Consider the following 26,619-nt stretch of genomic DNA (forward strand, 5'->3'; position numbering starts at 1 on the left):
GGAAAGATTAACCCTAAAGGTCTTGGTTCTACCGGTTATGTTGCCGGAGGCCCGACGGCCTGGTTGGCTGTTGCTGATGGGATTGTGCATCCTGAGAAGTTGTAGGGTATTTTTTGTTTTGCTCGGTCAAAAGAACGAAAAAAAGGAGTGAAAATTTTAAGATTTTCACTCCTTTTTCCTTTTTTTAGTCTATTTTTTTTAATGTTAATTTTGTATATGTTTCGTAATTATTTTTTATTTAATTCATAAAGATTAAAATTCTTGTTTAAAAGATTTTTATCTAAAAAGTATAATACTCTCCGTAAGAGTACATCACAAAATTGTATGATTTCCCAGGAGCTATGAGAAAATTTTCATAAGAATCAGTAACGATTGGTCCTCCTCCATTATCATAAAAACTGGAATAATGAACACCATTAACAGTATAAGGTCCATTATTACAAAGATAAACATCTTTTGACCCAACATTTCTTATTGTAAATCGAACTCCACGTACAGGAGTCTTAGGATCACTTGGATCTAAAGTCCAAATAAGAAAAACTAACGCTAATTCATTACAATCAACCTTTGTAAAACTGTCTCGTGAGCCATCAATAAATTCAAATCTGTTAGTGATATAATCAACTTGAGTTCGATTACTTCTCCAAACAATATTACCGTCCTTATCTCTGGCAGTTGCAACCTGACCTGCCGTAGGAGCAACACCATCATGACCTGTAGTAATTGCTGCAGAGGTTAAGGTTGTTTTTCCTGCTTCATTAAGATAAAACACATTTTTTGAGGTAGCAGAGTCCCAAATTTTAAATTCACCATCTCTTTTCCATAGACTAACGTAGTTGCCTGTAGGTACGGTCGACTGATCATATATACGCATTTCATCTTTTAGATCAATCTCCGCGACATTGTTAATATTCTTATTTTTCATATCCAGATCTTTTGTAGCAGTATGGTCTCCTAAATTGTCGCTTCCACTAGACCAAATTGTTCCATCCCATACTTCCTGTTTTTTTGTGGTCGTATTATAAATGACTAAACCGTTTGCAGGAGTGGTAATAGCATCTCTTTGTACAGTCGTCATTCTGGGCGGTAAAAAGCCTTTTGCGGTAGATGCCACTTCCAGAACGGCAGTTTTGTTTATCTCTGTGGGATTGTCCCCTATTTTTTGTACCGTTTGTGCCTGAGTGATAGAGCAGGCTAAAAAAGTAAATGTTGTTGCTGTTATAATTTTACGCATCATAAAAAATTTGTTTTTAAATGTTCATGATGCAAACAAAGTTATTTATATGTTTTAAAGATATAATGAATATACAGGTGTTTGTTTTTAATTTATATGCGAAGATTTTTTGATGTACGTGTGATAAGATATTTGTTTAAAAAGGATTAAAATATATTTTGTTTTTATCTAAAAAGTATACCATAATTGATGGGCTAGTTGTATGAAATTATAAGATGTTCCGGGTGCTATGAGGAAAGATTTAGTGTCATCAGTGATCGCTCCGCCTCCATTACTGTCAAATGTATATTGGCCGGTATAACTCTTATTATCGAGAGCAAATCCGTCTTTATGACCGACAAAATAAGCATTATGTACTCCGATATTTTTTATTGTATATCGATTTCCAAATGCAGGGGAGCCGCAATTTTTGTCAGCTTGAATTATCATTGGTTGACCAGAATTAATAAATATAATATTATGATTCATGCAATCAAAAGCGGCAAATTGGTTATGAGCAAATACAGGTTTACTGGTAATATTTCCTAAACCTAAATTGTCTTCTCTTGCTACCTTCGACCAACTTATTCCATCCCATATTTCCAGTTTTTTTGTGTCTGTATTGTAAACAACTAAACCGGTAGCAGGAGTAGTTATGGCATCTCTTTGTATAGTCGTCATTCTAGGGGGTAAAAAGCCTTTATTTGTAGACTCTATTTCAAAAACCGCAGATTGATTAAGCATTGTAGGATTATTGCCTGTTTTTTGTGCCGTTTGTGCATGAATAGCGAAACTGGCTAAGAAAACGAATGCTGTTACTTTAGTGTAATTTTTCATAATGATGGGGATATTAAGTTTTTGGACTTTGATTTTGAAGCAAAAAAAACAATATCACATAAATTAAATTTTAGAAATTTATAAATGGCATATTTTAATTTACAAACGATTTTATAGTTTTTATTTGTGTAAGTATAGTAAGAGATTTCAATGTAAGTTTATGTAGTACTTTAGTCGCTGGGCAAATAAAAAACATCAGCTTTATCTGTGTCTCTATGAAGTAAATCTGCCTTATTCACGCCAAAAACACCGCTTCTTTTATTATTCTCAAAGCAGAAAGGTAAAATCTGAATTATTCCTTCAAGTCTAAAAAACGCTTTTGATTCTTAATGATTCGGGCAAAAAAATAAATACACTGATTTTTGTGCTAATAAAATTGGAAAATTAAAATATTATGTTAATTTCGTCAATCTAATCTAACCAAAGCCTATTGATATGACTAAAAAATTACTTATCCTACTTCTTTTTTTAGGTTCATTTTATATGCAGTCCCAAAATTTAGTTTGGAAAACTAATATGACGGACGCAATTGCATTAAGTAATGAGCAAAAAAAACCAATGTTAATTTTATTCACCACCGCCGATGCGCCAAATAATCTGCAAAACGAAATCTTTAGAACTCCGGATTTTGCCGTTTGGTCAAGAGACAATGTCATTCTTGTAAAACTGGATTTATCAGATGCTAACGTATCCGATACCGACAAAGAGCAAAACATGAAGTTGAAAGATGCTTTCGGTGTTGATGATTTTCCGCAGGTATGCTACGCGAGTGCTACTATCAGAAAGAATAAAACAACGTTTAGTGCATTAGGAAAAATTTCCTATAAGCCAGGAGGAGCAAAATCATGGATCTCAGAATCTAATGCTATTTTGCATCCAAGCGAATAACTAAATTTTAAATTAAGTTACTTAATTTAATTTGTAGAGTCCCTTTTTACCACCGTGTGAAAAGGGATGTTTTTTTAATAGTTGTATCAGAATTTGCGGCAAAAAGACTTAGCCACTAATTGCACGAATTTGCACGAATTAATTTTTTTAAGCTTGGAGATAATCTCATTAATCTGTGAAATCTGTGGCAAAAAAGGGTCGCCACAGATTTCACAGATTAAAAGGATTTTTTATTAGAAAAAAATTAGTGAAAATTCGTGTAATTAGTGGCAAAAAAATCATAGCCGAGAGTTACTGTAAACGGGTTAATTTAATTTGTAATATCCTTTTTCACCGGTAGAATGAAAAGGAATTTTTCTCTTGGAGCAGCTTATTTTCCAACGTTTCTGAATAGAATAGGAATTGGACGCATCCGATACTACTATTTTTGGTTTTAGTTCAGACAAAACACGATCCAGATTTATTTTGGGAGATTGTGTCAGGAGGAGTATATCAGGAGAAGTGTTTTTTGTATAGACGCCACCGCTGTCAATCAGGAGGATTTTTTTGGTGTTAAAAAAGAGGATGTTTTTAATTTTGTGGGTAGATTTTAGCGATCCAAAACTGCCAACGAGATAAGGACTTATATTGTTTTTTGCGGAATCTTTTCCTGAAAGCATGTCGTTTGTAAAAAGAGTAATGTTTTGACCTGTTTTCTGGGTGATAATCGTCTTTTTCTTTATATGATGAACGATAAGTTCCGGTCTGCTTTCGATTTCTTTTTTGGTGCCGATATAGGTTAGTTGCACAACTATTATAGAAACCATAGTAGCTATTAATTTACTGTAAGTTGGTTTTTTGAACCAGATAACAGTTGTAATGATCAGAAGATAATAAGCCAGTAAATAATAAAAATTAAAGCTAATATTCCGAATGACGAAAAACTCAAAAGAAGCGACGTAGTGTATAATCGTATTGAGCAGATAAATACTTTTTTCAAAAGTAAAAATTAAGTATAGCGGACAACTGAAAAAGGCAGAAAGCAGCAGTACTACAATTCCGGTAACCATTGTAAAAGACAAAACCGGAAGAATAAGGATGTTGGTTACGAAGAACAAAGAAGGGAATTGGTGAAAGTAATACAAACAAATAGGGAATGTTCCTATTTGGGCGGCAAACGAAACCGTTAAAGCTTCCCACAAGTAAGTCATTAATTTAGAAGAGGGTTTCCAAATCTCTTTTAATAAAGGCTGTATCCAAAGAATGGAGAATAATGCGATATAGCTTAATTGAAATCCCGCATCAAATAAAAAATAAGGTTCGAATAGTAAAATGAGCAATATAGAAATCAACAAAGTGTGGTAAATGTTGCTGCCCCTTCTGAGATGATTTCCAATAGCCAGAAAGGAGAACATGACCACAGAACGCAAAACCGGAGGCGATAGACCGGAGATAATACCAAAAAGACTCAGCGACACCAAAATGGTGATAAGCTTTAGAGCAGAACCTTTGCGTGTATTGGGGATTGGTTTCAGAATAAAGAGGATAAACAACATAATGTACCCGACGTGCAATCCTGAAACAGACAAAATATGCGTTGCCCCCGAATACTGATAATCCTTAAGGATTTCGGATGAGATTTCTTGTTGCTGCCCTAAGATTAAGGCCATTGCGACATTCATTTCTGTTGGATTTAAACCTGCTTTAGTAAGGTTGTAAAGGATTCTGGAATGTAGTTTCGCGGTATAAAACCAGATGTCTCTTCTGATTTTTTTATGAATGCTGATTTCTGATTTAGAAGTAAAAACCTGTGCATATATTTGTTTGTTCGCCAGATAAGTACCGTAATCAAATTGATAGGGATTTTTTGGCATTGGAATGCGCTGCAAAGTAGTTTTGGTTCGGATTGTATTCCCAATAAGTAACGGATTTGTAGTACTGTCTTTCTCAATATTTATAATAATTTTTCCTTTATAAGTACGATCTGCAATATGGTTTAAAACAGCAATATAACGATCATTGTAAGCATTGCTTTTTAGCTTTTCCACCAAAGTAAAAGATATTGAATGCGCCTTTTCGAATCCGTTTTGATACTGAATATAATGCGATTTCTGAAGCGTGTTGGTGTGGAGCAACAGGCTGGTTATACCAATGCAAAAGGATATTAAATAAGTGCTTGTCCCAAAGAAAATAAGTAGTTTTGGATTCTTTTTTGATAAAAAATACAGTGTTGAAAAAAGGATTACAATAAATCCAGCCGAGACAATTGTAGTTAAAAAGCTTGGTCGCCAATAGTAAGAAACCATTATACCAATTATAAAGGCGATCGTGATTTTTGTCAGCGGAAAATCGAATACTTTCATGTTTTATAAGTAGTAATGTTTTGTAAGGGAAAAAATATTTAATTTATTAAAGATTTAGATGTTTGTGCTTGATTGTTTCCTGATACATAGAATCATAGTTTGATTATATGATTGAAGTGTTTTTTTTTTTGGATCTTTTAATTGCCTTCTGCTATGGCTACAGAAATAATGTTGGGTTTTATTAGGGTTTTTAGTCAAAAAGTAAGTTTGGCTAAAGCCCTTTTTTTTGTGCATTTTATAAATCTCCAGCTGAAGCTGGAGGCAATTAAAAAGAAGGGAGTTATCGCGGCGAAGGATAAAATTAATAAACTAAGATAAAAAAGGAATAGCCGCCCGCTTTAACTGAAGGCGAAGAATTGATTAATGATAAAAAGGCTTTAGCCAAACTTTTTTGAGCGTTCAGCTATGTGATAAAAATGTATTTTCAAAAACTCTTTCAATTGCCTACAGCTTCAGCTGTAGGATAAGAATTGATGAAAGAAAAAAAGCTTTAGCCAAATACACAATACAATTTAGTTAAAGGGAAGGCAATTCATAAGCCTTAACACTAAACACTAAACACTTAATACTTGATACTTAATACTTAATACTAAGTAATAAGTACTTCACACAAATTACATCTAACCAGTTTACAAACTATTCAATAACCCTATTAATCTGAACAAAAGAATTTTGATAATAAGGCTCTTTGGTGGAAGAGATTATCACCCCTTTTGAAGTGGAAGAATGTATAAACTTTATTTCACTTGAAGTCGCCTCCGTAATCAGACCAACATGATTGATTTGTTTGCTTTTATTGGTTTTAAAAAAGATTAAATCTCCCTTTTGAGCATCCTTAAATGAGATAATTTTTCCAATTTTAGATTGCTCATAAGAACTTCTTGGCATTGTAATATTTTCGGTTTGGAATGTGGTAAAGACCAATCCCGAGCAATCGTAACCACTTCTGTTTGTACCTCCCGCTTTGTATCGCACGCCAATATTGTCAGTTGCTACATCGACTAAATGTTTGACAACATATTTGTTTTCGTGTTTTGATTCCTTTTTATTTGTTACCACAGTGGAGCTTGATTTACAGGAAGTAAAAAGAAGCACAAGAGAAAGTAAAACGAGTAGTTTTTTCAAAATGAAATTTTTTTTAATTAGGTTTTAAATCAGCAACAATAAGTTTTGCTGTTTTTTTACTGGCTCCAACGCCTCCTAATTTTTGCTCTAAAATGTCATAATTTTTTAGCAATTTTTCGCGATAAGCAGGTTCCAGTAACTTATGTAACTCTTCTTTTATGCGTTTAGTATTGCAGTCACTCTGAATTAATTCGGTAACGACCTCCTTGTCCATAATTAAATTGACCAGAGAGATGTATTTTAAAGTAATAATACGTTTGGCAATCTGATACGAAATGTTGCTGCCTTTATAACAAACTACTTCCGGGACTTTAAATAAAGCCGTTTCTAAAGTTGCGGTACCCGAGGTAACCAAAGCTGCCGTAGATGATCGCAGTAAGTCGTAGGTTTTATTGGAGATAAACTGGATATTTTTATTGGTGATAAACTGTTTGTAAAACTCAAAATCCTGACTCGGAGCGCCGGCAATTACAAATTCATACTCTTGAAAATCGTCTGTTACGCTCAGCATCACACTTAGCATTTTGGTAATTTCCTGCTGACGACTTCCCGGTAAAACCGCAATAATTGGTTTTTCGGTTAATTGATTTTCTTTTCTGAAAACAGCTTCATCAAATGCCGGCTGATTCTGAATGGCGTCAATCAGCGGATGACCCACAAAATCTACAGGAAACTGATGTTTGTCTTCATAAAAGCCTTTTTCGAAAGGTAAGATGACAAACATTTTATCAATATCATGTTTGATTGCCTTGATTCTGTTTTCTTTCCAGGCCCAGATTTGCGGCGAAATATAATAATGTGTTTTGTAATTCAAAGCCTTAGCCCATTTGGCAATGCGCATATTAAAGCCCGGATAATCAATAAAAATAATAACATCGGGTTGGAAGGCAGAAATGTCTTTTTTGCAAAAAGTAATATTGCTTAAAATGGTTTTTAAATTAAAAAGTACTTCCACAAACCCCATAAAAGCCAATTCGCGATAGTGTTTTACCAAAGTTCCGCCTGCTTTTTGCATTAAGTCACCACCCCAGAATCTGATTTCGGCCTGAGGATCTTCCTCATATAAAGCTTTCATTAAATTAGAACCATGCAGATCTCCGGAGGCTTCACCAGCTATTATGTAATATTTCATATTCGTTTTTTTGAAGAGGTGTTCTGTTTTTTTAACACAACTATTTTTTGCAATGCAAAGATAAGATTTAAATAAATACAGTAGAAATTGCCAAAACAATCACAGCCAGAATTACCCCTCGGGCCATAAATTCTTTATTTCGTTTTAAGAAAAAAGCAAAAACAGCAAGATCTAAAAGGGTTCCTAAAGTGATAATTTTTCCTAAATAGCCATATTCTTTAATGGTTTGAATTCCTGTTGAAAAGTCAAAAGGAGCAAAGAAGGTAATGAATAAATAACTACCTAAAACAGAGGTGAAAATTCCGGCAATAAAACCAATTAAAATGTCTTTTTTATTCATTTAAATTCCAGGTGTTAAGCTGTTGTATAGAATGGTGTGCTGTCAGATCAAATTGCACGGGAACTACCGAGATGTAACCATTTTCAAGTGCCCATTCATCGGTGTCTTCTCCTTTGTCTTCATTGACAAATTTTCCCGAAAGCCAGTAGTAATCTTTTCCAAACGGCGTTTTTCGCTTGTCAAATTTTTCAACCCAAAGTGCTTTTGCCTGACGACAAACCTTTATGCCTTTAATTTCGTTCTCTTTTAACTTTGGGAAATTAACATTCAGAACAACACCTTCCGGTAATTTATTCGCAAGTGTTTCTAAGGTTATTTTTTTTATGAAAGATTTTATAGGCTCAAAATCGGCATTCCAGTCGTAATCCAACAGCGAGAAACCAATTGCGGGAATTCCTTCAATTCCGGCCTCAACAGCAGCACTCATTGTTCCGGAGTAAATTACGTTTATAGAAGAATTTGATCCGTGATTAATACCCGAAACGCATAAATCAGGTTTTCTTTTTAAGATTTCATTTACCGCCAGTTTTACACAATCAACAGGAGTTCCGGAACAGCTGTATTCGGTAATATCGGCATTTTCTTTAGAGATTTTATCCAGATACAGTGTGTTGTTGATCGTAATAGCATGTCCCATGGCACTTTGAGGTTTGTCGGGTGCTACAACAAGCACTTCTCCGATGGTTTCCATAACACTTATCAAAGCTCTGATCCCGGGTGCCAGAATGCCATCATCATTGGTAACTAATATAAGTGGTTTTTCGTGTTTCATGTTAAAAATAGTACAGAATTAATAGAGTTATAAGAGCAAATGTAGTGACAGATTTTTTTAGAATTGACACAAATAAAATAAAAATTGTCAACTAAGTAAAAGTTGGCTTTGGCAAGTCAAACATTTTTATACCTTTAACAAAAAATTATAGTGAACTTGGCTGTAGTGGCATAGTTTTTACCGTAACTTAGATTAAAAAATTGATGAATGCTATTATTAAATTTATGAAAAGAAATTATAAAATACTTATAGCTGTATTGTGTTTGTCAGTAACCTTGTTTGCTTTCAAAATAAACGCAGATAAGACAGTTGATCCGGACCCGAACAGAGATAAAACTCTTTTAGAATTATTGGCTTTTGTTATTGAGAAAGGACATTATAGTCCGGCAGAAATTAATGACGAGTTTTCTAAAGGAATTTTTAAAGGTTATATCGAGGCACTGGATCCTTCAAAAAGATTTTTCCTGCAGTCTGATATTGAGGAATTCAGACAATATGAGTTAATGCTGGATGATCAGTTCTTAAATAAAGACCTTACCTTTTTTAATCTTACCTATACAAGATTGATGAAACGTATGGAAGAAAGCAAAAAAAGATACAAGACTATTTTAGCACAGCCATTCAACTATAGTGTTGACGAAACTTTTAATTCTGATTATGAGAATTTGCCTTATGCAAAAAACACAACAGAAATTAATGAAAGATGGAGAAAGCAAATCAAACTTTCGACACTTTCTTCGCTTGTTGCCAAACAAAAAATAGAAGAGGATAAAAAGAAAACGGACCCTGCTTATAAAGCGAAATCTTTTGAAGCTTTAGAGAAAGAAACACGTGAAAGTTCACTAAAATCATTAGATGATAATTTCAGTCTTATTAAAGATTTAAATAAAGAAGACTGGTTTTCGGTGTACGTGAATTCTATTATGACCCGTTTTGACCCGCATACCAGTTATTTCGCTCCCGAAGACAAAGACCGTTTTGATGTGAATATCAGCGGAAAACTGGAAGGTATTGGAGCAAGATTAACAAAGAGAAATGATTTCACTCAAATAGACGAGCTGATTTCCGGTGGACCTGCCTGGAAAGGAAAACAATTGGAAGCCGGTGACTTAATTCTGAAAGTTGGACAAGGAAACGAAGAACCTGTAGATGTTGTAGGGATGCGTTTGGACGATGTGGTGAAGAAAATAAAAGGACATAAAGGAACTGAAGTTAAGCTTACCGTAAAAAAAGTAGACGGAAGCATGAAAGTTATTTCGATAATCAGAGACGTAGTAGAAATTGAAGAAACGTACGCGAAATCAAGTATTGTTGAAAAGAACGGATTGAAATACGGAGTGATTTATTTGCCTAAATTTTATATCGATTTTGAAAACAAAGACGGGCGTGATGCCGGAAAAGATATTGCTCTTGAAGTAGAAAGACTAAAAAAAGAAAATATCAACGGAATTGTACTTGATGTACGTGATGATGGTGGAGGATCTTTGTCTACAGTAGTTGATATTGCCGGATTGTTTATTGAAGAAGGACCAATTGTTCAGGTGAAATCTGCCGGAAAAAAGAAAGAGGTTTTATACGATAAAGATAAAAAAATCGAGTGGGACGGACCATTAGTAATTATGGTAAATAGTTTCTCGGCTTCTGCATCAGAGATATTAGCTGCAGCAATTCAGGATTACAAACGTGGTGTTATCATTGGAAGTAAACAAACTTACGGAAAAGGAACGGTACAAAATGTACTTGATTTGAATCAGTTTGTTCGAAATGCAAACTATGGTGATTTAGGTGCTTTGAAAATTACAGGCCAAAAATTCTATAGAATTAACGGTGGATCAACTCAATTAGAAGGGGTACATAGTGATGTTGTGATGCCGGATCGTTATGCTTACCTGAAAATGGGAGAGCGCGATATTGATAACGCAATGCCTTGGGATAAAATAGATCAGGCCGATTATGTTACCTGGACTTCAAATGAAAATTTTGCAAGAGCAGTTGCGAACAGTAAAAACAGAATTGCTCAAAACGCTCAATTTAATTTAATTGAAGACAACGCAAAATGGATTGATGTGAAGAGTAAAGAGAATACGTATAGCTTAAACATCACCAACTTTAAAGCCACACAAGAGCAGGTTGAAAATGAAGGTAAAAAGTATAAACCAATTTCAGATTACAAAAACAATTTGGTGTTTAAATCCTTGCCTTATGAAGAGCTTGAAATGAAAAGCGATGCTACTTTAAAAGAGAAAAGAGAAGCTTGGCATCAGGCATTGTCTAAAGACGTTTATGTAGAAGAAGCCTTAAATGTTTTAGATGATTTGCAAACGAAAAGCAGTGTGGTGAGAACTAATTCTCCAAAAATGAAAAAAGATAAATTAGTAAAATCTTAAATTTTTAAAATTTAATTTGTTATTAAAACGCTCCGAAAGTTTATATTTACGGAGCGTTTTTTTTATGCATTTAAAGTATAGCTTATGAAAGGATTTGTTGTTTTTGGGTTGTTAAGTCTGGTGTTTCTTTCCTGTAAAAAGGAAGCGGAAGTAAAAAGAGAATTGAAGGAAGAGCAATCTCATTTTGTTTCCAATCAAAACGTTACAGATTCATTGTACTCTGTTGCTTATTTGCCTACATCAACAACAAAACAAATTGTAAAACACAAATATTATACGCTTTCTTACCATGAGAAGTTCGAGCAGGCAGAGTGGGTGGCGTATGAACTTAAAAAAGAATATTTGAAAAACGCCGATTATAAACGTCCGTATTTTATTGAAGACCCGAAAGTAACAACCGGTTCAGCCGATTGGAGGAATTATAAAAAATCAGGTTATGATAAAGGGCATCTTTGTCCTGCCGGCGATATGGAATTTGATAAAAATGCTTATAATGATACGTTTTATACCTCTAATATTTCCCCTCAAAAACATGATTTTAATAGCGGAATCTGGAATAGAATAGAACAGAAAACACGATACTGGGCAGAGAAATACAAAGATGTTTATGTGGTTACCGGAGGTGTTCTGAAAGATTCGGATAAAAAAATAGGAACAGAAGAAGTTGCTGTTCCTAAATATTTTTATAAAATCGTTCTGGCTAAATCAGGGAATAAACACAAAGCCATTGCTTTTTTAGTTCCAAATGAAAAGAGCGATAAGTCACTTTACGATTTTGTAGTTCCAATTGAAACGATTGAAAAAATGACGGGAATTGATTTCTTTCCGAATTTGAAGGATCTAAAAAGCAGTCAGGACTTTTAGATCTGCAATAGTTGCTGTTGGGTTCTCGGCTTTAAAAACAAAGCTTCCCGCTACCAAAACATCGGCACCGGCTTCTACCAGTTGTTTTGCATTTTTGTTGGTTACACCACCGTCAATTTCGATAAGTGTTGAAGCATTTTTTCGGATAATCAGCTCTTTTAGCTTTTTTACTTTTGTGTATGTGTTTTCAATAAAGGACTGTCCACCAAAACCGGGATTTACACTCATGATACAAACAAGATCAATGTCGTTGATTACGTCTTCCAGTAAATCAATATTGGTATGCGGGTTAATGGCTACTCCGGCTTTCATCCCTTCAGCTTTGATGGCTTGTAGCGTTCTGTGTAAATGGGTACAGGCCTCGTAATGTACGCTTAGTATATTGGCTCCTAAATCAGCAAAGGTTTTGATGTAGCGGTCCGGATCAATAATCATTAAATGTACATCGATTGTTTTTTTTGCATGTCTTGAAATGGCTTCTAAAACGGGCATTCCAAAAGAAATATTCGGAACAAAAACACCGTCCATAATATCAATATGAAACCAATCTGCTTCACTGTTATTGATCATTTCGATATCGCGTTGTAAATTGGCAAAATCAGCTGCTAAAACAGAAGGAGCTATAAGTGTATTCTTCATTGTGTAGTGGTGTGTAGTGTTGTTTTTTTACAAATGTAATTATAAAAAATAAAAAACTCCGGTAATCAGCCGGAGTTTCAATCATCAATCAAAAAACGAACAGTCAATCAAACTGTTGTTCGCGGTAAAATTCCAAGTCTAAGATTTCAAATGCCAATTGATTGGAATTTGGAATTTAAAGATTGGAATTTAGGCGATTAACCTAAGTAAGTTTTCAGAATTTTACTTCTAGAAGTATGTTTTAATCTGCGGATTGCTTTTTCTTTAATCTGACGAACACGCTCACGAGTTAAGTCGAAAGTTTCTCCAATTTCTTCCAGAGTCATTGGGTGTTGATCGCCAAGACCAAAATACAAACGAACAACATCAGCCTCTCTTGGCGTTAATGTTTCTAAAGAACGTTCGATTTCAGTACGCAAGGATTCATGAATTAACTCTCTGTCCGGATTTGGAGATTCTCCTGAACGTAAAACGTCATAAAGGTTAGAATCTTCTCCTTCTACAAGAGGTGCATCCATAGATAAATGACGACCGGAGTTTTTCATAGACTCTTTTACATCATTTACAGTCATATCAAGTTCTTTTGCAATTTCCTCAGCAGAAGGCGGACGCTCGTTAGATTGCTCTAATAAGGCATACATTTTGTTGATTTTATTGATAGAACCAATTTTGTTTAATGGTAAACGTACAATACGTGATTGTTCTGCCAAAGCCTGAAGGATCGATTGACGAATCCACCAAACGGCATAAGAGATAAATTTGAAACCACGGGTTTCATCAAAACGTTGAGCCGCTTTAATCAGACCTAAGTTTCCTTCGTTAATTAAATCCGGAAGTGTTAATCCTTGATTTTGATATTGTTTTGCTACAGAGACTACGAATCGTAGGTTGGCTTTTGTTAATTTTTCTAAAGCTCTTTGATCACCTGCTTTTATTCTTTGTGCTAATTCTACCTCTTCATCTGCGGTAATTAGGTCAACTTTTCCGATTTCTTGTAGATATTTATCTAACGATGCAGTTTCACGATTGGTTACCTGCTTGGTGATTTTAAGTTGTCTCATGTTGTTGTCTCCCTATTTTTTTTAAAGTGTACAAATGGTTATACGTAGGAAGTATTGAAAAAGTTACAACGAAATAAAAATAATTTTAAAATTTATAACCAATTCCCGATTGAAGAGAAAAACTATAAGGTTTGGCTTCTGCATTTTCTTTAAATGTGCTTAGATAATATTTGAAAATAGGGTTGATTCCCAGAGTAAATCGGTCCGTTAATTTATAACTTAATTCTAAACCCAGATCATATGAAATATTAACTCCTGATATATTTTTTACTTCGCCGATAGTTTGTCTTGATACTTTTTCGGATTTCATATACAGTTCATTTTTATCTAAAAATAAAAAGCTAAATCCTGTAAAGGTATCAATGGCTATTTTGCTTTCGTCTTTTTTTACAGCATAATAAAACTCCATCGGAAATTCATAGTAGGATAGTTTTTGCAAGAGATCAACATTCTCGGAACCTTTAAACAGCTCTTTTGTATTGATTTGATTTTTTAAGATAATATTATCGTAATTGGATATTAGAACATTCTGATCTAATCGGGTGGTAATTTTTAAATTGATCTTAGAAAATCCGGTTCTAAATCCGATTCGGTTGAACATTGTTTTTAGGTAGATGCCATAATGTGATGTAATTGGATGTGTCTTATCTAAATCGTCCATTGTCGGACTTATTAATGATTTAGAATTCAAAGAACCAAAAAGGGCAGGGCCGTATAACACAGATAATGTAAAATCCGGATGTAAATCCTCTTTTGTGTTTTTATAGTCTGTTTTTTTATACTCTCTTTTTTTAGTTTTTTTCTTCAGGTTTAAAGTGTCTGTCTTAGGTACCGTATCAATTTTTGTCTCAATTTGGAGTGGTTCACTTGGAGTAGTATTTTTTAATGGATCTTCGGTATCTGTTTTTATTAAGGGAATTTCAACTGCGGTTGATTTTTTTTCAGTTTTTTTGTTATTGCCCGATTTAAGAGCTTTAGGAGTTTTCTTTGAAACTTTTTTGGACGGTTGAGTTACTTTGCCAACAACAGCTAAGCTTTTATTAACTTCTCGTTTTTGTTTTTTATTTGCAGTAATAGGCGTTACAGGTTTTGTCACGACGTGATTTGTTCTTACAATTACTTTGTATTTTTTTACAACTTCGTACTCTTTGTATTCCTTTGTTGTTGTTATTAGTTTGCTGGATTGTTTGACCAGTTTTATGGTTTTACTTCTTTTTATCGTTGTAGTCTCGTCCGGTTCTGATTTTTGCTGTATCTGAACCAGGGTTGATTTGGGATCTGAATTTTGATCTGTTTTTACTTTTTTGGATTGAGACTCTTTTGTCTTATTAGCTTCTTGTCTTTGTTTTGTATCTTGAAAGTTTGAAAAAACATAAAGTGATGTTGAAAAAAGGAATGCAGCAATGATAGCCGGAATTGCCCAGTATATCATTCTTCGTTTTCTTTTTTTATTAAGATCAGTTTCAATTTTTGACCAGACAAAATCACTTGGAGTTTTGTCCAATTCAGCTAATTTACTTTTGATTATTTTTCCTATTTCAGTTCTATTGTCCATTTTTCTCTTTAGAATAATAAAAGTTGCTTTTTGATTTAATCTTTTCTTTTAAAATTTGTTTTGCCCGGTGTAAATTCGATTTTGAAGTGTTTTCGGATATGGATAACATTTCTGCAATTTCGCGATGCGAATAATCGTCCAGCTCATACAAATTGAAAACCAGTCTGTATTGATGGGGGAGATCCTGAACAAAAGATAAAATAGTATCAAGAGAAAAATCAATTTCTGACTCATCTATGCGTTCCTCCTGAGGATAATCGTCTATGATGGCGGTTAAGGTATAGGATTTTTTGTATCTGGATATTGCTTTGTTGATGGCGATTCTTTTCATCCAGCCTTCAAAACTTCCTTTTTCTTTATAGTTTTTTATGTTGGTAAAGATCTCAATAAAGGTATCCTGAAGATTGTCTTCTGCTTCGGCCACATTAGAACAATATTTAAGACTTAAAACAAATAGCGCATTCTTATACATATTGTATAATTCTTCCTGTGCCTTTCGGTTCTGCTTAGTGCAAGCCTTTATGAGTAGATCTAAATTCAAATCTCAGGGTTATAGTTTTGAAATATTAATTATGTTATGACAGTAAAGTTCATTAACATATCCCTTTGCCGAAATTTGTCCTGTAGTAAAATCTTTTCCAAAGTAAAATTCTGCTTCATTAGTGCCTTGCCCTTGTACAATAGTAATTGATCCGCTGAGAACTGTCCAGGTTACATTAGCGGTTGCTTTATTTCCTTTGTAAGTATAAGTATATTTATTGCCGGCATTTACCAATATCCTGCCATCGACATCGCAGCAAGTACCGCTCATTGTAGCGTCACAGTTGGCATCGGGATCTAAATATTTAAGATCATATTTTCTATATTTAAAATGATTGTCCCCGTCGTTGGAACAAGAAAGAGTAAAAATAAGGAAGAGCGTTGCTGCAATTGTGGTTGCTTTTTTCATAGTTGTTGGTCTTTTTATAATTAATAGTATTTTAAAAATAAAAAGGTTGCGTCATAAAATATAAAAAGAAGCAAAACCCTTGTTTCATAAATCTGAAACAAGGGTTTTGTCAGGGAATGTTTAAGCTTAATTTTTTAATTTGCCGATGTATCTTTTACTTCAATAATTTCTTTTATCGAAACCGGAAGTCCGTTTTCGGTGAATCCTTCCAGACTAATTTCGAATTTTCCTGACACATCTGAAGTGAAAAACGAAACTATGTTTTCTTTGTTCTCTAAAGTTAATTCCGGTTGCCAAAGCAATTGGTATCTGTAATCCGGAATCCTGTTCTGTTTGGTTTGATCGGTGTAATTTTGCTTAAACCCGATGATTTTATTTTGAGGTCTCTGAATTTCTGTATTTAAAATATAATTCCCGTTTGCTGAAGTTACATAATCATTGTTTTTTGTGGTGAAATTTATAACGCCATTAAAAGCTTTTGGGCCATAAAAATAAATACCGGGTACAATAGTAACTTTGTATATGTTTTCTGTTTTATAGCTAAACAACTCATTTACATTCTGAATTAGAAGCCCATCAACTAACACCAAAGCAGGTTCAGAAAAATATTCCAGATCATAATTAATGTCTCTGAGGCCTAAAGTGTAATTTTTATCTTTTTCACGATAGTACATTTCTTTTATGACTTCGGTAATGGTTTCTTTTAAAGTAGGGAACTTGGTATAGTCACCAAGGATATATTCTTTTTGTAAAGGATTATAAAATGGTAAAACTGCAGCACCGGTTGTAATACTGTCTTTTTTTAGCGAATAATAGGCGTTTTCAATCTGATTTGCAATTGATCTTTGTTCAATACTGTTTTTGTAATCAGCGTTTAAATAGGTTTCATCTGTAGTCTTTGGTTCAGATAAATTATATCCTTTGTTTTTATCAATTTCTATTTTATAGTCATTTTTATCATTGTCTACTAGCTGAACCACAGCATTAGCATAATTAGGATTTTTATCCAAAACAAAATTAAACTTTCCGGATGAGTTGGTCTGTGTTAATTTAAAAGCATATTCTTTACCCGGGATCGATAAAGCCACCGTTTTATGATTTATTTCTTTAGGGTTTTTGGTGTTTGTAATGCTGCCGGATATGATTTCACCTCTAAGCTCCGGAAGAAATTGAATCGAATCATTGATGCTGTTTGTCAATTCATTATTGGAGTTGAATTTTACGAAGTCAGAAGAATTCATTTGCTTTTTAGAAGGCAAGTTGTCCATTTTCTTTACAGAGAGAGAAAAGCTTCCTTTGTTTGTTCCGGGAGTTAATGATTTTATTTTTAATGCAACTTGTTCTCTTTCATTAAACGTATTTTTGTCCAGTTCTATGGCAAAGGTTTTGTCTTTTGTTGGATTTTCAGTAACAGATTCATTTCCGGTTGTTTTTGCCTCTTTGTTTGCAGCGTTCGAATCTTTACCGGCATTAGTTTTGTTGCTTACCAAATAAGGATTTATGAGTAAAAGGTCTGTTTTGAAAGTTTTGAAATTCTTTTTGTTTAACATCCATTTTGTGTAGGCTATAAGTTTGTAGTTGCCCGTTTCAATTGTTGACGGGATGAAAAAATCACCTTGCCCTTTTCCATTCTCCAAATAAATTTTATTGCTAAAAATCACCTGGTTGTCGCTATTAATAAGATCAACATAAGCAATCTTGCTAATCTGGCTCCAGATGTTACTTGCCGGATTGGTACAATACAATTTACAATGCAGTGTTTCTCCTGCAATTAATGTGGTATTGTTTAGATGAACAAATATTGTTTCATTAGTAGTAATACTGATCGGTTCATCTTTGCTCAATGAACTATTTTGTGCTATAGCAAAAGTATGTATTGCCAGTAGCATAATTACGCTTGTTATTTTTTTTAATCTATCCAAAATAAAGGTTTAATGTTAGATGAAATTTTAGTACAATCTCCACAAGGTGCAGGAGTAAATATATAAGTTACACCTTTATTAGGAGTGGCGTAAAAAACATACTCCATGCCGCTTCCCGTGACTATTGAATATATTTGCGGGCCTCTGCAAAATTTTTCGTTAAAGCAATTTGGCAGCTCTATTTTGTTTCTGCAATCGGCAATAAAGGGAGGATAGGGATCGTCTTTAAATATATCTCTGAAAGTAAAAAAGATTCTTTTTGAGGAAACCGATGAAACTTCAAAATACCCGATTATTTTATCATCTGGATTGTCATTACATTTTAGATTACCGTAATTAAAACCCGGTTGAATTTGTGATAAAAGACTCGCAGAAGTAGAAAGGCTTTTTAATGTTTTGTAATAGGTGTAGGAAGTTAAATTCTGAACATACTCGCGTACTATAATACTGTATCGTTCGTAAAGAATCGGGCTTTTAATATCTATAAAACGTATCGGCAGGTTGATTTTGTCTTCGCTAAGCCCCACATTACTGATTAACATTAAATCATCTGATTTTTTGGTGGTATAACATACTCTTGATTCGCCGCTGTCTCTGGGAACGATCAGATAAGTATAATCGGTAGTCGGGTTGCTTGGATCCGGTTTTAGCTTGTTTGGTATCCAATCAGGAGAGACAATTTTATAGGTTTCGTCATATTCGAATCTGTAAAATTGCGATTTTGCAGTCGGATCGTGGCTGGTCACGACTATTTGTACTCCTTTTTCTCCGTCTACTGTTTCTATTTTTGGTTCGACCTGTATTTCATTAACAGGAGTCAGAGTTTCGGTTGCAGACGAGTAGGACTTTCCGTCATTAGTGGTGATGTTTAGCTGATAGGACTTCCCGGGAATTGCCTGAAAAGGATTCTTTGAAACGTAAAGATCGGAAAAATCTTCATATTCAAATTCATAGGTATTGTTGTCGCTATCAGTCATATAAACAGTTGCCCCTTTTTCAGCTGTTGGGCCATATTCCTCAAGGCGATACGATCGGGTAATTTTGATTTCTTGCTTTTTTAATTCGTTAGTGATAATTGCCTGAACGACAGGGATACTTTCAAAAGTATTGGTCTGAAAAACATATTGCTCGGTACAACTGCCTATAGAAAGACAGAAAAGAATTAGAGCGAATGTTTTATATAAAAATTTGATATGTCGGTTAGTAAATTCCATTTGTTTCGATTGTTAGAATTTGATGTTATAAGTAATGGTTGGAATCGGCACAGAAAAGATAGACGTTTTATAGGCTTTTATCTGACCATTTGTGGTAACAAAAAAGATAGAATACGGATTGTTTCTTCCTAAGACGTTATAAATCGAGATGTTCCAAAAACTATGTGATAGTTTTTTAATTTTGTGATTTCCTTCAATGTTAAAACCAACATCTAATCGATAATAGTCCGGAATTCTAAACTTGTTTCTGTCACTGTACAGGGTATATTTCAGACCATTGTATTCGTAACTTCCAATAGGGTAGGTGATTGGTCTTCCGGATTGGTAAACAAAATTGGTAGATAAACTGTATCTTTTTGTGAATTTATAATTTAGTACAGCACTTACTTCATGAGGTTTGTCAAAATTTGTTGGGTAGTAATGACCGTTATTTACTTTTTCGTCAATAAATTGACTGTCAGACTTAATGAAAGTACGCGCATAAGTATAACCTAGCCAACCATTAAGTTTTCCCACATTTTTTTTAAGTAATAACTCAACTCCGTACGCTTTTCCTTCTCCCTGAAGCAATTGTGTTTCAGGGTTTTTGTTTAATAACAATTCGGCACCAACTTTATAGTCTAACAGGTTTTCTGATTTTTTATAGTAACCTTCTAAGCTTAGTTCTAATTTGTCATCGTCCAGATTTTTGTAGAATCCTAATGAAAATTGCTGTGCTTTTTGAGGAGCAATATTTAAATCGGATAATTTCCAGGCATCAGTTGGAGATTGTGTAGTATTGCTGGTTAATAAATGAATGTATTGATAAGTTTTATCATAGCTGGCTTTTACAGATAAATCGTCAGTTATTAAATAACGTGCGGCAATTCGGGGTTCGAATCCGCTATAGGTTTTAATAGTTTCATTTTTCTTGTAATATTGTGTTCCTATGACTGTATCGTCAGTGACGGGAGAATTACTTTGATAGATTCGTTCGGTTGCTTCTCCCAATGCCGAATAAGTTGAGTAGCGTAAACCTAAGGTAATTAATAGTTTTTCGGTTAGATTGTAATTGTCTGAAAAATAAACAGCCGATTCTAATGCTTTTTCGTTGTCAATGTTTACCGGGATCAATGTTGCCTCATCCGGTTTCTTCGGATTAAGATAACCCGGATCTACTTTGTAAAGTTTACTTGAAACCCCATAGTTGAAAGCGTGTTTTTTGTTTAGGGTATAGTTACCATTCAGAATAACCTGGCTTTCATTTAGTTTGTAGCCATAGTCAAACGAATTTATTCCTCCGTTGTCATAGTCAATATTAAATTTGTATTCACTATTCGTAAGAATTAAGTCGGCTTTGCTTTTAGCGTTGAAAGAATGATTCCATTTTAAAGACACTAAGGCATTACTGTATTTATAAACAGAATCCGAAGAAATGCTAAAACGGTCTTTGCTGTAATAGAAAGTGGATTCGATCGTATTGTTGGCACTTATTTTATGATTGTATTTTAAGATTCCGTCAAAGAACTTAGCTTCACTGTTTTTCAGAGATTCATCGTCCAGTTTTTTCAGAATCCATTCCGAATAGGTACCTCTTATACCAACGATTAAACTTGATTTGTCTTTTACTATCGGAGTACTGATCGAAAGATTACTGGTTACAGCCCCAAGTCCGGCCTCACCTGTAAATTTTTCAACATTACCGTTTTTTGTTGTAATATCAAAAACAGAAGACAATCTTCCACCAAATCTTGACGGAATACTACCTTTGTAAATATCAACTTTGCTGGTAGTGTATGGATTTACAGCGGAGAAAAAACCAAGAAAATGCGAGGTATTGTATAAAACAGCATTGTCTAAAAGAATTAAATTCTGATCGTCTTTTCCACCACGTACGTTGAATCCTGCAGAGCCTTCACCGGTAGTTTTTATCCCGGGTAAAGTAGTGGCAACTCTAAAAATATCACGTTCACCAAGTACTAACGGAACATTTTTTATTCCTTCGACATCTATAGTGGAGACTCCGGCAACAGCCGTTTTTACATTTCTGTTAGCATTTTTGTTGATGACCACCTCGTCCAGTTCATTGATGCTTTCGTGAAGCGATACATCTAAACTACCATTGTCATAAATCATTACGGGTTGTGTATCTTTTCTATGATTGATGGACTCTATCTGGATGTAATTAAGACCAAAAGGCAGTTCGATTTTGTAGAAACCCTGGTCGTTTGTTGTTGTGCTGATGTCTTTATCACGCACTTTAATGGTCACATTAGAAAGCGGTTTTTTGTTTTTTTCATTTTTGATAGTACCGGATAAGGTATATGATTTTAACTCTTCGCCTTTTTTCTCTTTTCCGATGTAAACGATGCCGTTAACAGTAGTGTTTCGTTTTTTTGTTTCGACTTGTTGATGAAACAAAGGTTTTGTTGCGCTCTTGTTTGCCGCAATAACTGTTGAAGCGGCTACTGCAGGTTCAAAATAATTATCAGGTAATGTACTGTGGATGATACTGTTTTTTGTTAGAATTATTTTTTTTTCCGTGATAAAATAATTAAGATTCGTTTTTTCAAAAATGCCGGCAAGTATCTCGTCGATAGAGGTGTTGGTGTAGGTCTTGTTTATTAGAAAAGCATCAGATTTTATCCAGCTTTCATCAAAATAAAATTTGTAGCCTGTGTTTTTTTCAAGACTTTCAATTGCTGTTTTCAAATCAGCATTTTTAAATTCTATTGAGATAGTATTCTTTTTTTCCTGACTAAATGCTAATATTTGAAAAGCGAATAAAAATAGGGTAAGTATAATTTTTCTCATTTTTTTAATTGGCTTCATTAGGCATTAGGTTGTTGATTCTTTTTAGCAGATTTTCAAGAAAAAGGTTCTTGTCTGATTCCTCTAATTGAGTGTTAGAGTTGTAGTACTTTCGTATTTCACTTTTGTGATCAGGAAAAATTTTAATAATATCGCTTTTAGAACTGATCTTGTAGTAGACGTCTTTGTATTTTAAGATGTATTCGTTTTTATCTCTGAACTCATCAGAACTGGCCTGGTTGGTTCCGTCGGATATTCTTTTAGTGTCAATAACCCTTGTCTTGGTTTTGTGATGTTTGATGTACAGAATGTTGTTCTTAGAAAAAATAAGTTCCTGATAGTAACCACTCATGTAAACAGGACAGTTTGGGTTGTTGAAATTTATATTGATAAATTTTTTGTTGTAAAGCGTAAAGAAGGCAGTTTTCTCCTTGATCAGGCTGATGCCTAAATAGTCGTATCCGCCATTGGCTTTCAAAATTAAAATGTCATTATTGACATCGTATTTGAGGTCAAGATCATAATAATCTTGATTTTGATAGTGAACATCTCCTTTGCTGTAATCGTTGGAGAAATAGAAACTATGGCTTTTGTCAATAGTCCTGTAAAGATTTACATAACGTGGACCATTGTAGAGGTCTAAGTTGCTTTTGCCAATAGTTTTGTCAAACCAGCTGTATAAAGAAGTAGCATTGCCTGATTGACTGTGTACGGTGTTGATTTGTAAGAATAATCCAAATAAAATAAGGAAAATAGACTTATTTTGATAATTTTTCAAAAGATTGATGATTTTGATGATTTGATTAGATGATCTCAAATATATCAAAAAAATGTTACGTATTACACATAAGTGTGTTAAAATGTAAGGAATAATACATGTTTTTGGGGTAAAAAACGTGGAAAAACTTAATTATTTAAGGCTTTGTGGAGATAAAATCCTAGTGATTTGGCGGGTTAAGACGTGTTGTTCTTAAAATAGTAAATCGACGGGAGTATTTGTCTGATTACTATAGTATTCTATTTTTGAAATGGATTTATGGGTTGTCTCCTGCTTTAGTTGATTGTTATTAAGTTATGGAGTTTAGTTTTTAGTTTTCACGCAGATTTGGCAGATTACGCTGATTTTTTTGCTTTATAATTTTAATAAAAATAATCTGCAAAATCTGCGTGAAAAAAACTTTTCAGATAGTGCCTTGCAAACTCTTTGCGTAAACCTTTGCGCACCTTGCGGTTAAATATTTAGTTGAAGAGATGATTTTTCCTAAAATGTAAAAACCCCAATCCATATAAACGAATTGGGGTCTTCTATAAATAAACCTTTAGTAAACTAAGATCTGATTACTCTTTTTTCTCCTCACGTGGAGGTCTTGGAACAAGTGCTTTTTTAGACACTTTTTCTTTTTTAGTTTTAGGGTCAACTCCCAGATATTTCACTTGGAAAGTATCTCCCATTTTAACTACGTCAGCAACGTTTTCGGTACGTTCCCAAGCCAATTCAGATACGTGAAGTAATACTTCGTTTCCTGGCGCGGCAACATATTCTACAACTGCTCCAAAATCAAGCATTTTGATTACTTTTACTTCGTAAGCTTCTCCTAATTGCGGTTTGAAAGTAATAGAAGCAATTTTTGCCAATACTGCTTCAATTCCGGCAGGATCTGTACCTAAGATTTCGATAACACCTTGCTCATCTACTTCGTTGATCACAATAGTGGTTCCGGTAGCTTTCTGTAATTCCTGAATTACTTTTCCACCAGGTCCGATTAATGCTCCAATGAAGTTTCCAGGAATAGTTCTGGTAATGATTTTTGGTGCGTATGCTTTTACATCAGCTCTTGGAGTAGCAATAGTTTCAGTTAATTTTCCTAAAATATGCAAACGACCGTCACGAGCCTGATTTAATGCTTGCTCCATAATGTCATAACGTAAACCATCAATTTTGATGTCCATTTGACAAGCAGTGATACCATCAGCAGTACCGGTTACTTTAAAGTCCATATCTCCTAAGTGATCTTCATCACCTAAAATATCAGACAATACAGCAAATTTCTCACCGTCAGTAATTAATCCCATAGCAATTCCGGAAACCGGTTTTACCATTTGAACTCCGGCATCCATAAGCGCCATTGTTCCGGCACATACAGTTGCCATAGAAGAAGAACCGTTAGATTCTAAAACTTCAGAAACAACACGAATTGTATAAGGACAATCTACAGGAATCATGTTTTTTAAAGCTCTTTGAGCTAAGTTACCGTGACCAACTTCTCTTCTTGAAGTTCCTCTTAGTGGTTTTGCTTCACCGGTAGAGAAAGGAGGGAAGTTATAGTGTAGGTAGAATTTCTCTTCACCTTGCTCGGAAGGAGAATCGATTTGGTTGGCTTCTCTTGAAGTTCCCAAAGTTACTGTCGCCAAAGCTTGAGTTTCTCCACGAGTAAATAAAGATGAACCGTGAACTCTTGGTAAATAATCTGTTTCACACCAGATTGGTCTGATATCAGTTGTTTTTCTACCATCTAAACGTACACCTAATTCTAATACTACATTACGAACAGCTTCTTTGTTTGTTTTGTAGAAATATTTAGAAACTAAATCTCCGTCAGCAGCTAATTCTTCTTCGGTAAATAAAGCTTTTACTTCTTCTTTTACTTCAGCAAATGCAGCTCCTCTTTCGTGTTTAGCCGAACCAACTTTTGCAATAGCGTAGATTTTATCGTAAGCAGCCGCTTTTACTTTTTTATAGATTTCTTCGTTTTCTTTCTCACCTTCGTAAGTACGAATTTCTTTTTTACCGAAAGCAGCTTGCAAACGCAATTGTGCCTGAATCTGAACTTTGATCGCTTCGTGAGCAAATTTAATTGCTTCGATCATTTCAGCTTCTGAAATTTCTTTCATCTCTCCTTCAACCATCGCAACAGAATCCATAGAAGCTCCAATCATCATATCGATGTCAGATTTTGCTAAATCTTCTCTGCTTGGGTTGATTACAAGTTTTCCGTCGATACGTGCAACACGTACTTCGGAGATTAGGTTGTAAAAAGGAATATCTGAAACAGCTAAGGCTGCAGAGGCAGCTAAACCGGCTAATGCATCCGGCATAACCGTTTCGTCATGAGACATTAACTGAATCATAACCTGAGTTTCAGCGTGGTAATCATCCGGGAAAAGCGGACGTAAAACACGGTCTACTAATCTCATTGTTAATACTTCGCTGTCACTTGGTCTGGCTTCTCTTTTAAAGAAACCTCCAGGGAAACGACCTGCTGCCGCAAATTTTTCGCGATAATCTACCGTTAATGGTAAAAAATCAACACCCGGGTTAGAGGTACGAGCTGAAACTGCTGTTGCAAGTATCATCGTATCTCCCATTCTTACTACTACAGAACCGTCAGCTTGTTTGGCCAAACGCCCTGTCTCGATTGTGATGCTTCTGCCATCACCTAAATCGATTTTTTCTACAAATAATTGTGGAATCATAAATTTTTTCCTTATTGGTTATACAATGGGTTTTAGTTGTGTTGTAGTTGTTGTTGTGTGTAGTTGTTGTTTCTAAAACCCAATGAAAAACCAAACTTTTTTTCTTGTAAAATGCTTGTAATAAATAATTTCTGTAAAAAACAAAAAGAGGCACTTTCGCACCTCTTTTCTATATTGATTATTTTCTGATATTCAATACTTTGATAATCTCACGATATCTGTTGATATCTTTCTTTTTCAAGTAATCCAACAAAGCTCTTCTTTTACCTACCAAAAGTACAAGCGAACGCTCAGTGTTGTAATCGTGACGATTTTTTTTCAAGTGCTCAGTTAAGTGTGAAATTCTGTAAGTGAACAATGCAATCTGACCTTCTGCTTTTCCAGTGTTTTTAGCATCACCGTGTTGTGCGAAGATTTCTTCTTTTTTTTCTTTAGTTAAATACATTCCAATATTTATTTAATGATTTTTATGTATGTCCTACATCTCTTGTAAGACGGGTGCAAAATTACATTTTTTTTTCGAAAAAATAAATTTAAAGTTTAAAAAAGTTTAATATTAAATATTTTAATAGAAAAAGCACCACTTGATAAGGGTTTTAGGTCTTTTATTTTTTTAGAATAGTTTTGCAACTTCCTGATTAACAAATTCTAAAAACCTTTCGTCAGCGGCTGTAAACGGATCAATAACATGGCTGTCAATGTCAATTTGCCCTATATTTATTCCGTTAACAAATAAAGGAACTACAATTTCTGACTTTACCGTAAAGCTGCAGGCGATGTAATTGTCCTGCGCTGCAACGTCCGGCACCACAAAGTTAGCATTGCTTTCTGCAACCTGACCGCAAATTCCTTTACCAAAAGGAATTACTGTGTGGTCCGTTTCTGCTCCTATATAAGGACCCAAATGAAGGGTTTTGTTTTCGTGATTGGCGAAATAGAATCCAACCCAGTTGTAATACTCAACGTTTTCGTTTAATAGTTTACAGATAGAGAGTAATTTTTCGTCTCTAACAGTGGTTGTGTCAGCTACAATAGCGCTTATTTTTGGTTGTAATTCCTGAAATGTCATAATGCAAGATTTTTATGCAAAAGTATTTAATGCTGAATTTAAAAAA

23 protein-coding genes are annotated in these 26,619 nt (G+C 34.3%); 4 read left to right on the top strand and 19 right to left on the bottom strand.

The genetic code is table 11. The features are described from left to right. Positions 1 to 280: 280 nt before the first annotated feature. Together G3A47_RS12600 and G3A47_RS12605 are read right to left on the bottom strand one after the other, a co-directional pair. Positions 281 to 1,237 (bottom strand): hypothetical protein, encoded by a 957-nt coding sequence (locus G3A47_RS12600; protein WP_166922815.1) that lies wholly within the window; start codon positions 1,235 to 1,237, stop codon positions 281 to 283. Positions 1,238 to 1,402: 165 nt separating this feature from the next. Next, on the bottom strand, positions 1,403 to 2,050 hold the full coding sequence (locus G3A47_RS12605; RefSeq protein ID WP_166922817.1) for a hypothetical protein: 648 nt from the start codon (positions 2,048 to 2,050) through the stop codon (positions 1,403 to 1,405). 435 nt (positions 2,051 to 2,485) lie between these two features. On the opposite strand from G3A47_RS12605, the gene G3A47_RS12610 reads away from it, so the two are divergent. Further along, positions 2,486 to 2,938 (top strand): thioredoxin family protein, encoded by a 453-nt coding sequence (locus tag G3A47_RS12610; protein ID WP_166922819.1) that lies wholly within the window; start codon positions 2,486 to 2,488, stop codon positions 2,936 to 2,938. A 305-nt stretch (positions 2,939 to 3,243) separates the two neighbouring features. Here the strand turns inward: G3A47_RS12610 and G3A47_RS12615 are convergent, their stop codons facing one another. After that, the gene (locus tag G3A47_RS12615; RefSeq protein WP_166922821.1) at positions 3,244 to 5,280 is read right to left on the bottom strand and encodes a ComEC/Rec2 family competence protein; all 2,037 of its coding nucleotides are present in this window, start codon (positions 5,278 to 5,280) and stop codon (positions 3,244 to 3,246) included. A 153-nt stretch (positions 5,281 to 5,433) separates the two neighbouring features. On the opposite strand from G3A47_RS12615, the gene G3A47_RS12620 reads away from it, so the two are divergent. Next, positions 5,434 to 5,598: a hypothetical protein gene (locus G3A47_RS12620; protein ID WP_166922823.1), complete on the top strand. Its 165-nt coding sequence runs from the start codon at positions 5,434 to 5,436 to the stop codon at positions 5,596 to 5,598. Positions 5,599 to 5,916: 318 nt separating this feature from the next. On the opposite strand, the gene G3A47_RS12625 is transcribed toward G3A47_RS12620, so the two are convergent. The 4 genes from G3A47_RS12625 to surE all read right to left on the bottom strand — a co-directional run bounded on the left by G3A47_RS12625 (position 5,917) and on the right by surE (position 8,649). Continuing rightward, positions 5,917 to 6,405 carry a C40 family peptidase gene (locus G3A47_RS12625; protein WP_166922825.1) on the bottom strand — a complete coding sequence of 163 codons (489 nt, stop codon included), beginning with the start codon at positions 6,403 to 6,405 and terminating at the stop codon, positions 5,917 to 5,919. A gap of 13 nt (positions 6,406 to 6,418) precedes the next feature. After that, positions 6,419 to 7,537, bottom strand: a complete 1,119-nt coding sequence (gene lpxB, locus G3A47_RS12630; RefSeq protein ID WP_166922827.1) for a lipid-A-disaccharide synthase — start codon at positions 7,535 to 7,537, stop codon at positions 6,419 to 6,421. Positions 7,538 to 7,604: 67 nt separating this feature from the next. Then, positions 7,605 to 7,877 (bottom strand): hypothetical protein, encoded by a 273-nt coding sequence (locus tag G3A47_RS12635; RefSeq protein WP_166922829.1) that lies wholly within the window; start codon positions 7,875 to 7,877, stop codon positions 7,605 to 7,607. Then, positions 7,870 to 8,649, bottom strand: a complete 780-nt coding sequence (surE, locus tag G3A47_RS12640) for a 5'/3'-nucleotidase SurE (RefSeq protein WP_166922831.1) — start codon at positions 8,647 to 8,649, stop codon at positions 7,870 to 7,872. Before surE ends, G3A47_RS12635 begins: the two co-directional genes overlap by 8 nt. Before the next feature lie 203 nt (positions 8,650 to 8,852). On the opposite strand from surE, the gene G3A47_RS12645 reads away from it, so the two are divergent. Both G3A47_RS12645 and G3A47_RS12650 read left to right on the top strand, forming a co-directional pair. Then, the gene (locus G3A47_RS12645; RefSeq protein WP_166922833.1) at positions 8,853 to 11,036 is read left to right on the top strand and encodes a carboxy terminal-processing peptidase; all 2,184 of its coding nucleotides are present in this window, start codon (positions 8,853 to 8,855) and stop codon (positions 11,034 to 11,036) included. An 84-nt stretch (positions 11,037 to 11,120) separates the two neighbouring features. Then, positions 11,121 to 11,900, top strand: a complete 780-nt coding sequence (locus G3A47_RS12650) for a DNA/RNA non-specific endonuclease (RefSeq protein ID WP_166922835.1) — start codon at positions 11,121 to 11,123, stop codon at positions 11,898 to 11,900. On the opposite strand, the gene rpe is transcribed toward G3A47_RS12650, so the two are convergent. The 12 genes from rpe to G3A47_RS12710 all read right to left on the bottom strand — a co-directional run bounded on the left by rpe (position 11,877) and on the right by G3A47_RS12710 (position 26,573). After that, on the bottom strand, positions 11,877 to 12,539 hold the full coding sequence (gene rpe, locus G3A47_RS12655; protein WP_166922837.1) for a ribulose-phosphate 3-epimerase: 663 nt from the start codon (positions 12,537 to 12,539) through the stop codon (positions 11,877 to 11,879). The two genes, G3A47_RS12650 and rpe, sit on opposite strands and share 24 nt — an antisense overlap. A gap of 197 nt (positions 12,540 to 12,736) precedes the next feature. Further along, complete coding sequence (locus G3A47_RS12660) at positions 12,737 to 13,600, bottom strand: sigma-70 family RNA polymerase sigma factor (RefSeq protein ID WP_007804760.1); 864 nt, start codon at positions 13,598 to 13,600, stop codon at positions 12,737 to 12,739. A gap of 85 nt (positions 13,601 to 13,685) precedes the next feature. Beyond that, positions 13,686 to 15,155, bottom strand: a complete 1,470-nt coding sequence (locus G3A47_RS12665; protein WP_166922839.1) for a hypothetical protein — start codon at positions 15,153 to 15,155, stop codon at positions 13,686 to 13,688. Beyond that, the gene (locus G3A47_RS12670) at positions 15,145 to 15,696 is read right to left on the bottom strand and encodes an RNA polymerase sigma factor (RefSeq protein WP_166922841.1); all 552 of its coding nucleotides are present in this window, start codon (positions 15,694 to 15,696) and stop codon (positions 15,145 to 15,147) included. The genes G3A47_RS12665 and G3A47_RS12670 overlap by 11 nt, the downstream gene beginning before the upstream one ends. 9 nt (positions 15,697 to 15,705) lie before the next feature. Then, complete coding sequence (locus G3A47_RS12675; protein WP_166922843.1) at positions 15,706 to 16,104, bottom strand: hypothetical protein; 399 nt, start codon at positions 16,102 to 16,104, stop codon at positions 15,706 to 15,708. Positions 16,105 to 16,238: 134 nt separating this feature from the next. After that, positions 16,239 to 17,993 carry a hypothetical protein gene (locus G3A47_RS12680; protein WP_166922845.1) on the bottom strand — a complete coding sequence of 585 codons (1,755 nt, stop codon included), beginning with the start codon at positions 17,991 to 17,993 and terminating at the stop codon, positions 16,239 to 16,241. A 20-nt stretch (positions 17,994 to 18,013) separates the two neighbouring features. After that, positions 18,014 to 19,240 carry a DUF4249 domain-containing protein gene (locus tag G3A47_RS12685; protein ID WP_166922847.1) on the bottom strand — a complete coding sequence of 409 codons (1,227 nt, stop codon included), beginning with the start codon at positions 19,238 to 19,240 and terminating at the stop codon, positions 18,014 to 18,016. Between the two features lie 12 nt (positions 19,241 to 19,252). Further along, entirely contained in the window at positions 19,253 to 22,033 is a 2,781-nt protein-coding gene (locus G3A47_RS12690) for a TonB-dependent receptor (protein WP_166922849.1), read from the bottom strand. Positions 22,034 to 22,037: 4 nt separating this feature from the next. Next, complete coding sequence (locus G3A47_RS12695) at positions 22,038 to 22,808, bottom strand: hypothetical protein (RefSeq protein ID WP_166922850.1); 771 nt, start codon at positions 22,806 to 22,808, stop codon at positions 22,038 to 22,040. A 560-nt stretch (positions 22,809 to 23,368) separates the two neighbouring features. Further along, entirely contained in the window at positions 23,369 to 25,504 is a 2,136-nt protein-coding gene (locus G3A47_RS12700; RefSeq protein ID WP_166922852.1) for a polyribonucleotide nucleotidyltransferase, read from the bottom strand. A 178-nt stretch (positions 25,505 to 25,682) separates the two neighbouring features. Beyond that, the gene (gene rpsO, locus G3A47_RS12705; protein ID WP_012023524.1) at positions 25,683 to 25,949 is read right to left on the bottom strand and encodes a 30S ribosomal protein S15; all 267 of its coding nucleotides are present in this window, start codon (positions 25,947 to 25,949) and stop codon (positions 25,683 to 25,685) included. A gap of 168 nt (positions 25,950 to 26,117) precedes the next feature. After that, positions 26,118 to 26,573 (bottom strand): GAF domain-containing protein, encoded by a 456-nt coding sequence (locus G3A47_RS12710; protein ID WP_166922854.1) that lies wholly within the window; start codon positions 26,571 to 26,573, stop codon positions 26,118 to 26,120. Positions 26,574 to 26,619: the final 46 nt, after the last annotated feature.

This window comes from Flavobacterium poyangense (assembly GCF_011751075.1).
GTDB classification, from domain to species: Bacteria; Bacteroidota; Bacteroidia; order Flavobacteriales; family Flavobacteriaceae; genus Flavobacterium; species Flavobacterium poyangense.

Coding starts and splice junctions, on each gene's coding strand:
- G3A47_RS12600 (WP_166922815.1), bottom strand. CDS start 1,237: ATGATGCGTAAAATTATAACAGCAACAACATTTACTTTTTTAGCCTGC.
- G3A47_RS12605 (WP_166922817.1), bottom strand. CDS start 2,050: ATGAAAAATTACACTAAAGTAACAGCATTCGTTTTCTTAGCCAGTTTC.
- G3A47_RS12610 (WP_166922819.1), top strand. CDS start 2,486: ATGACTAAAAAATTACTTATCCTACTTCTTTTTTTAGGTTCATTTTAT.
- G3A47_RS12615 (WP_166922821.1), bottom strand. CDS start 5,280: ATGAAAGTATTCGATTTTCCGCTGACAAAAATCACGATCGCCTTTATA.
- G3A47_RS12620 (WP_166922823.1), top strand. CDS start 5,434: ATGGCTACAGAAATAATGTTGGGTTTTATTAGGGTTTTTAGTCAAAAA.
- lpxB (WP_166922827.1), bottom strand. CDS start 7,537: ATGAAATATTACATAATAGCTGGTGAAGCCTCCGGAGATCTGCATGGT.
- G3A47_RS12635 (WP_166922829.1), bottom strand. CDS start 7,877: ATGAATAAAAAAGACATTTTAATTGGTTTTATTGCCGGAATTTTCACC.
- surE (WP_166922831.1), bottom strand. CDS start 8,649: ATGAAACACGAAAAACCACTTATATTAGTTACCAATGATGATGGCATT.
- G3A47_RS12645 (WP_166922833.1), top strand. CDS start 8,853: ATGAATGCTATTATTAAATTTATGAAAAGAAATTATAAAATACTTATA.
- G3A47_RS12650 (WP_166922835.1), top strand. CDS start 11,121: ATGAAAGGATTTGTTGTTTTTGGGTTGTTAAGTCTGGTGTTTCTTTCC.
- rpe (WP_166922837.1), bottom strand. CDS start 12,539: ATGAAGAATACACTTATAGCTCCTTCTGTTTTAGCAGCTGATTTTGCC.
- G3A47_RS12660 (WP_007804760.1), bottom strand. CDS start 13,600: ATGAGACAACTTAAAATCACCAAGCAGGTAACCAATCGTGAAACTGCA.
- G3A47_RS12665 (WP_166922839.1), bottom strand. CDS start 15,155: ATGGACAATAGAACTGAAATAGGAAAAATAATCAAAAGTAAATTAGCT.
- G3A47_RS12675 (WP_166922843.1), bottom strand. CDS start 16,104: ATGAAAAAAGCAACCACAATTGCAGCAACGCTCTTCCTTATTTTTACT.
- G3A47_RS12680 (WP_166922845.1), bottom strand. CDS start 17,993: ATGCTACTGGCAATACATACTTTTGCTATAGCACAAAATAGTTCATTG.
- G3A47_RS12685 (WP_166922847.1), bottom strand. CDS start 19,240: ATGGAATTTACTAACCGACATATCAAATTTTTATATAAAACATTCGCT.
- G3A47_RS12690 (WP_166922849.1), bottom strand. CDS start 22,033: ATGAGAAAAATTATACTTACCCTATTTTTATTCGCTTTTCAAATATTA.
- G3A47_RS12700 (WP_166922852.1), bottom strand. CDS start 25,504: ATGATTCCACAATTATTTGTAGAAAAAATCGATTTAGGTGATGGCAGA.
- rpsO (WP_012023524.1), bottom strand. CDS start 25,949: ATGTATTTAACTAAAGAAAAAAAAGAAGAAATCTTCGCACAACACGGT.
- G3A47_RS12710 (WP_166922854.1), bottom strand. CDS start 26,573: ATGACATTTCAGGAATTACAACCAAAAATAAGCGCTATTGTAGCTGAC.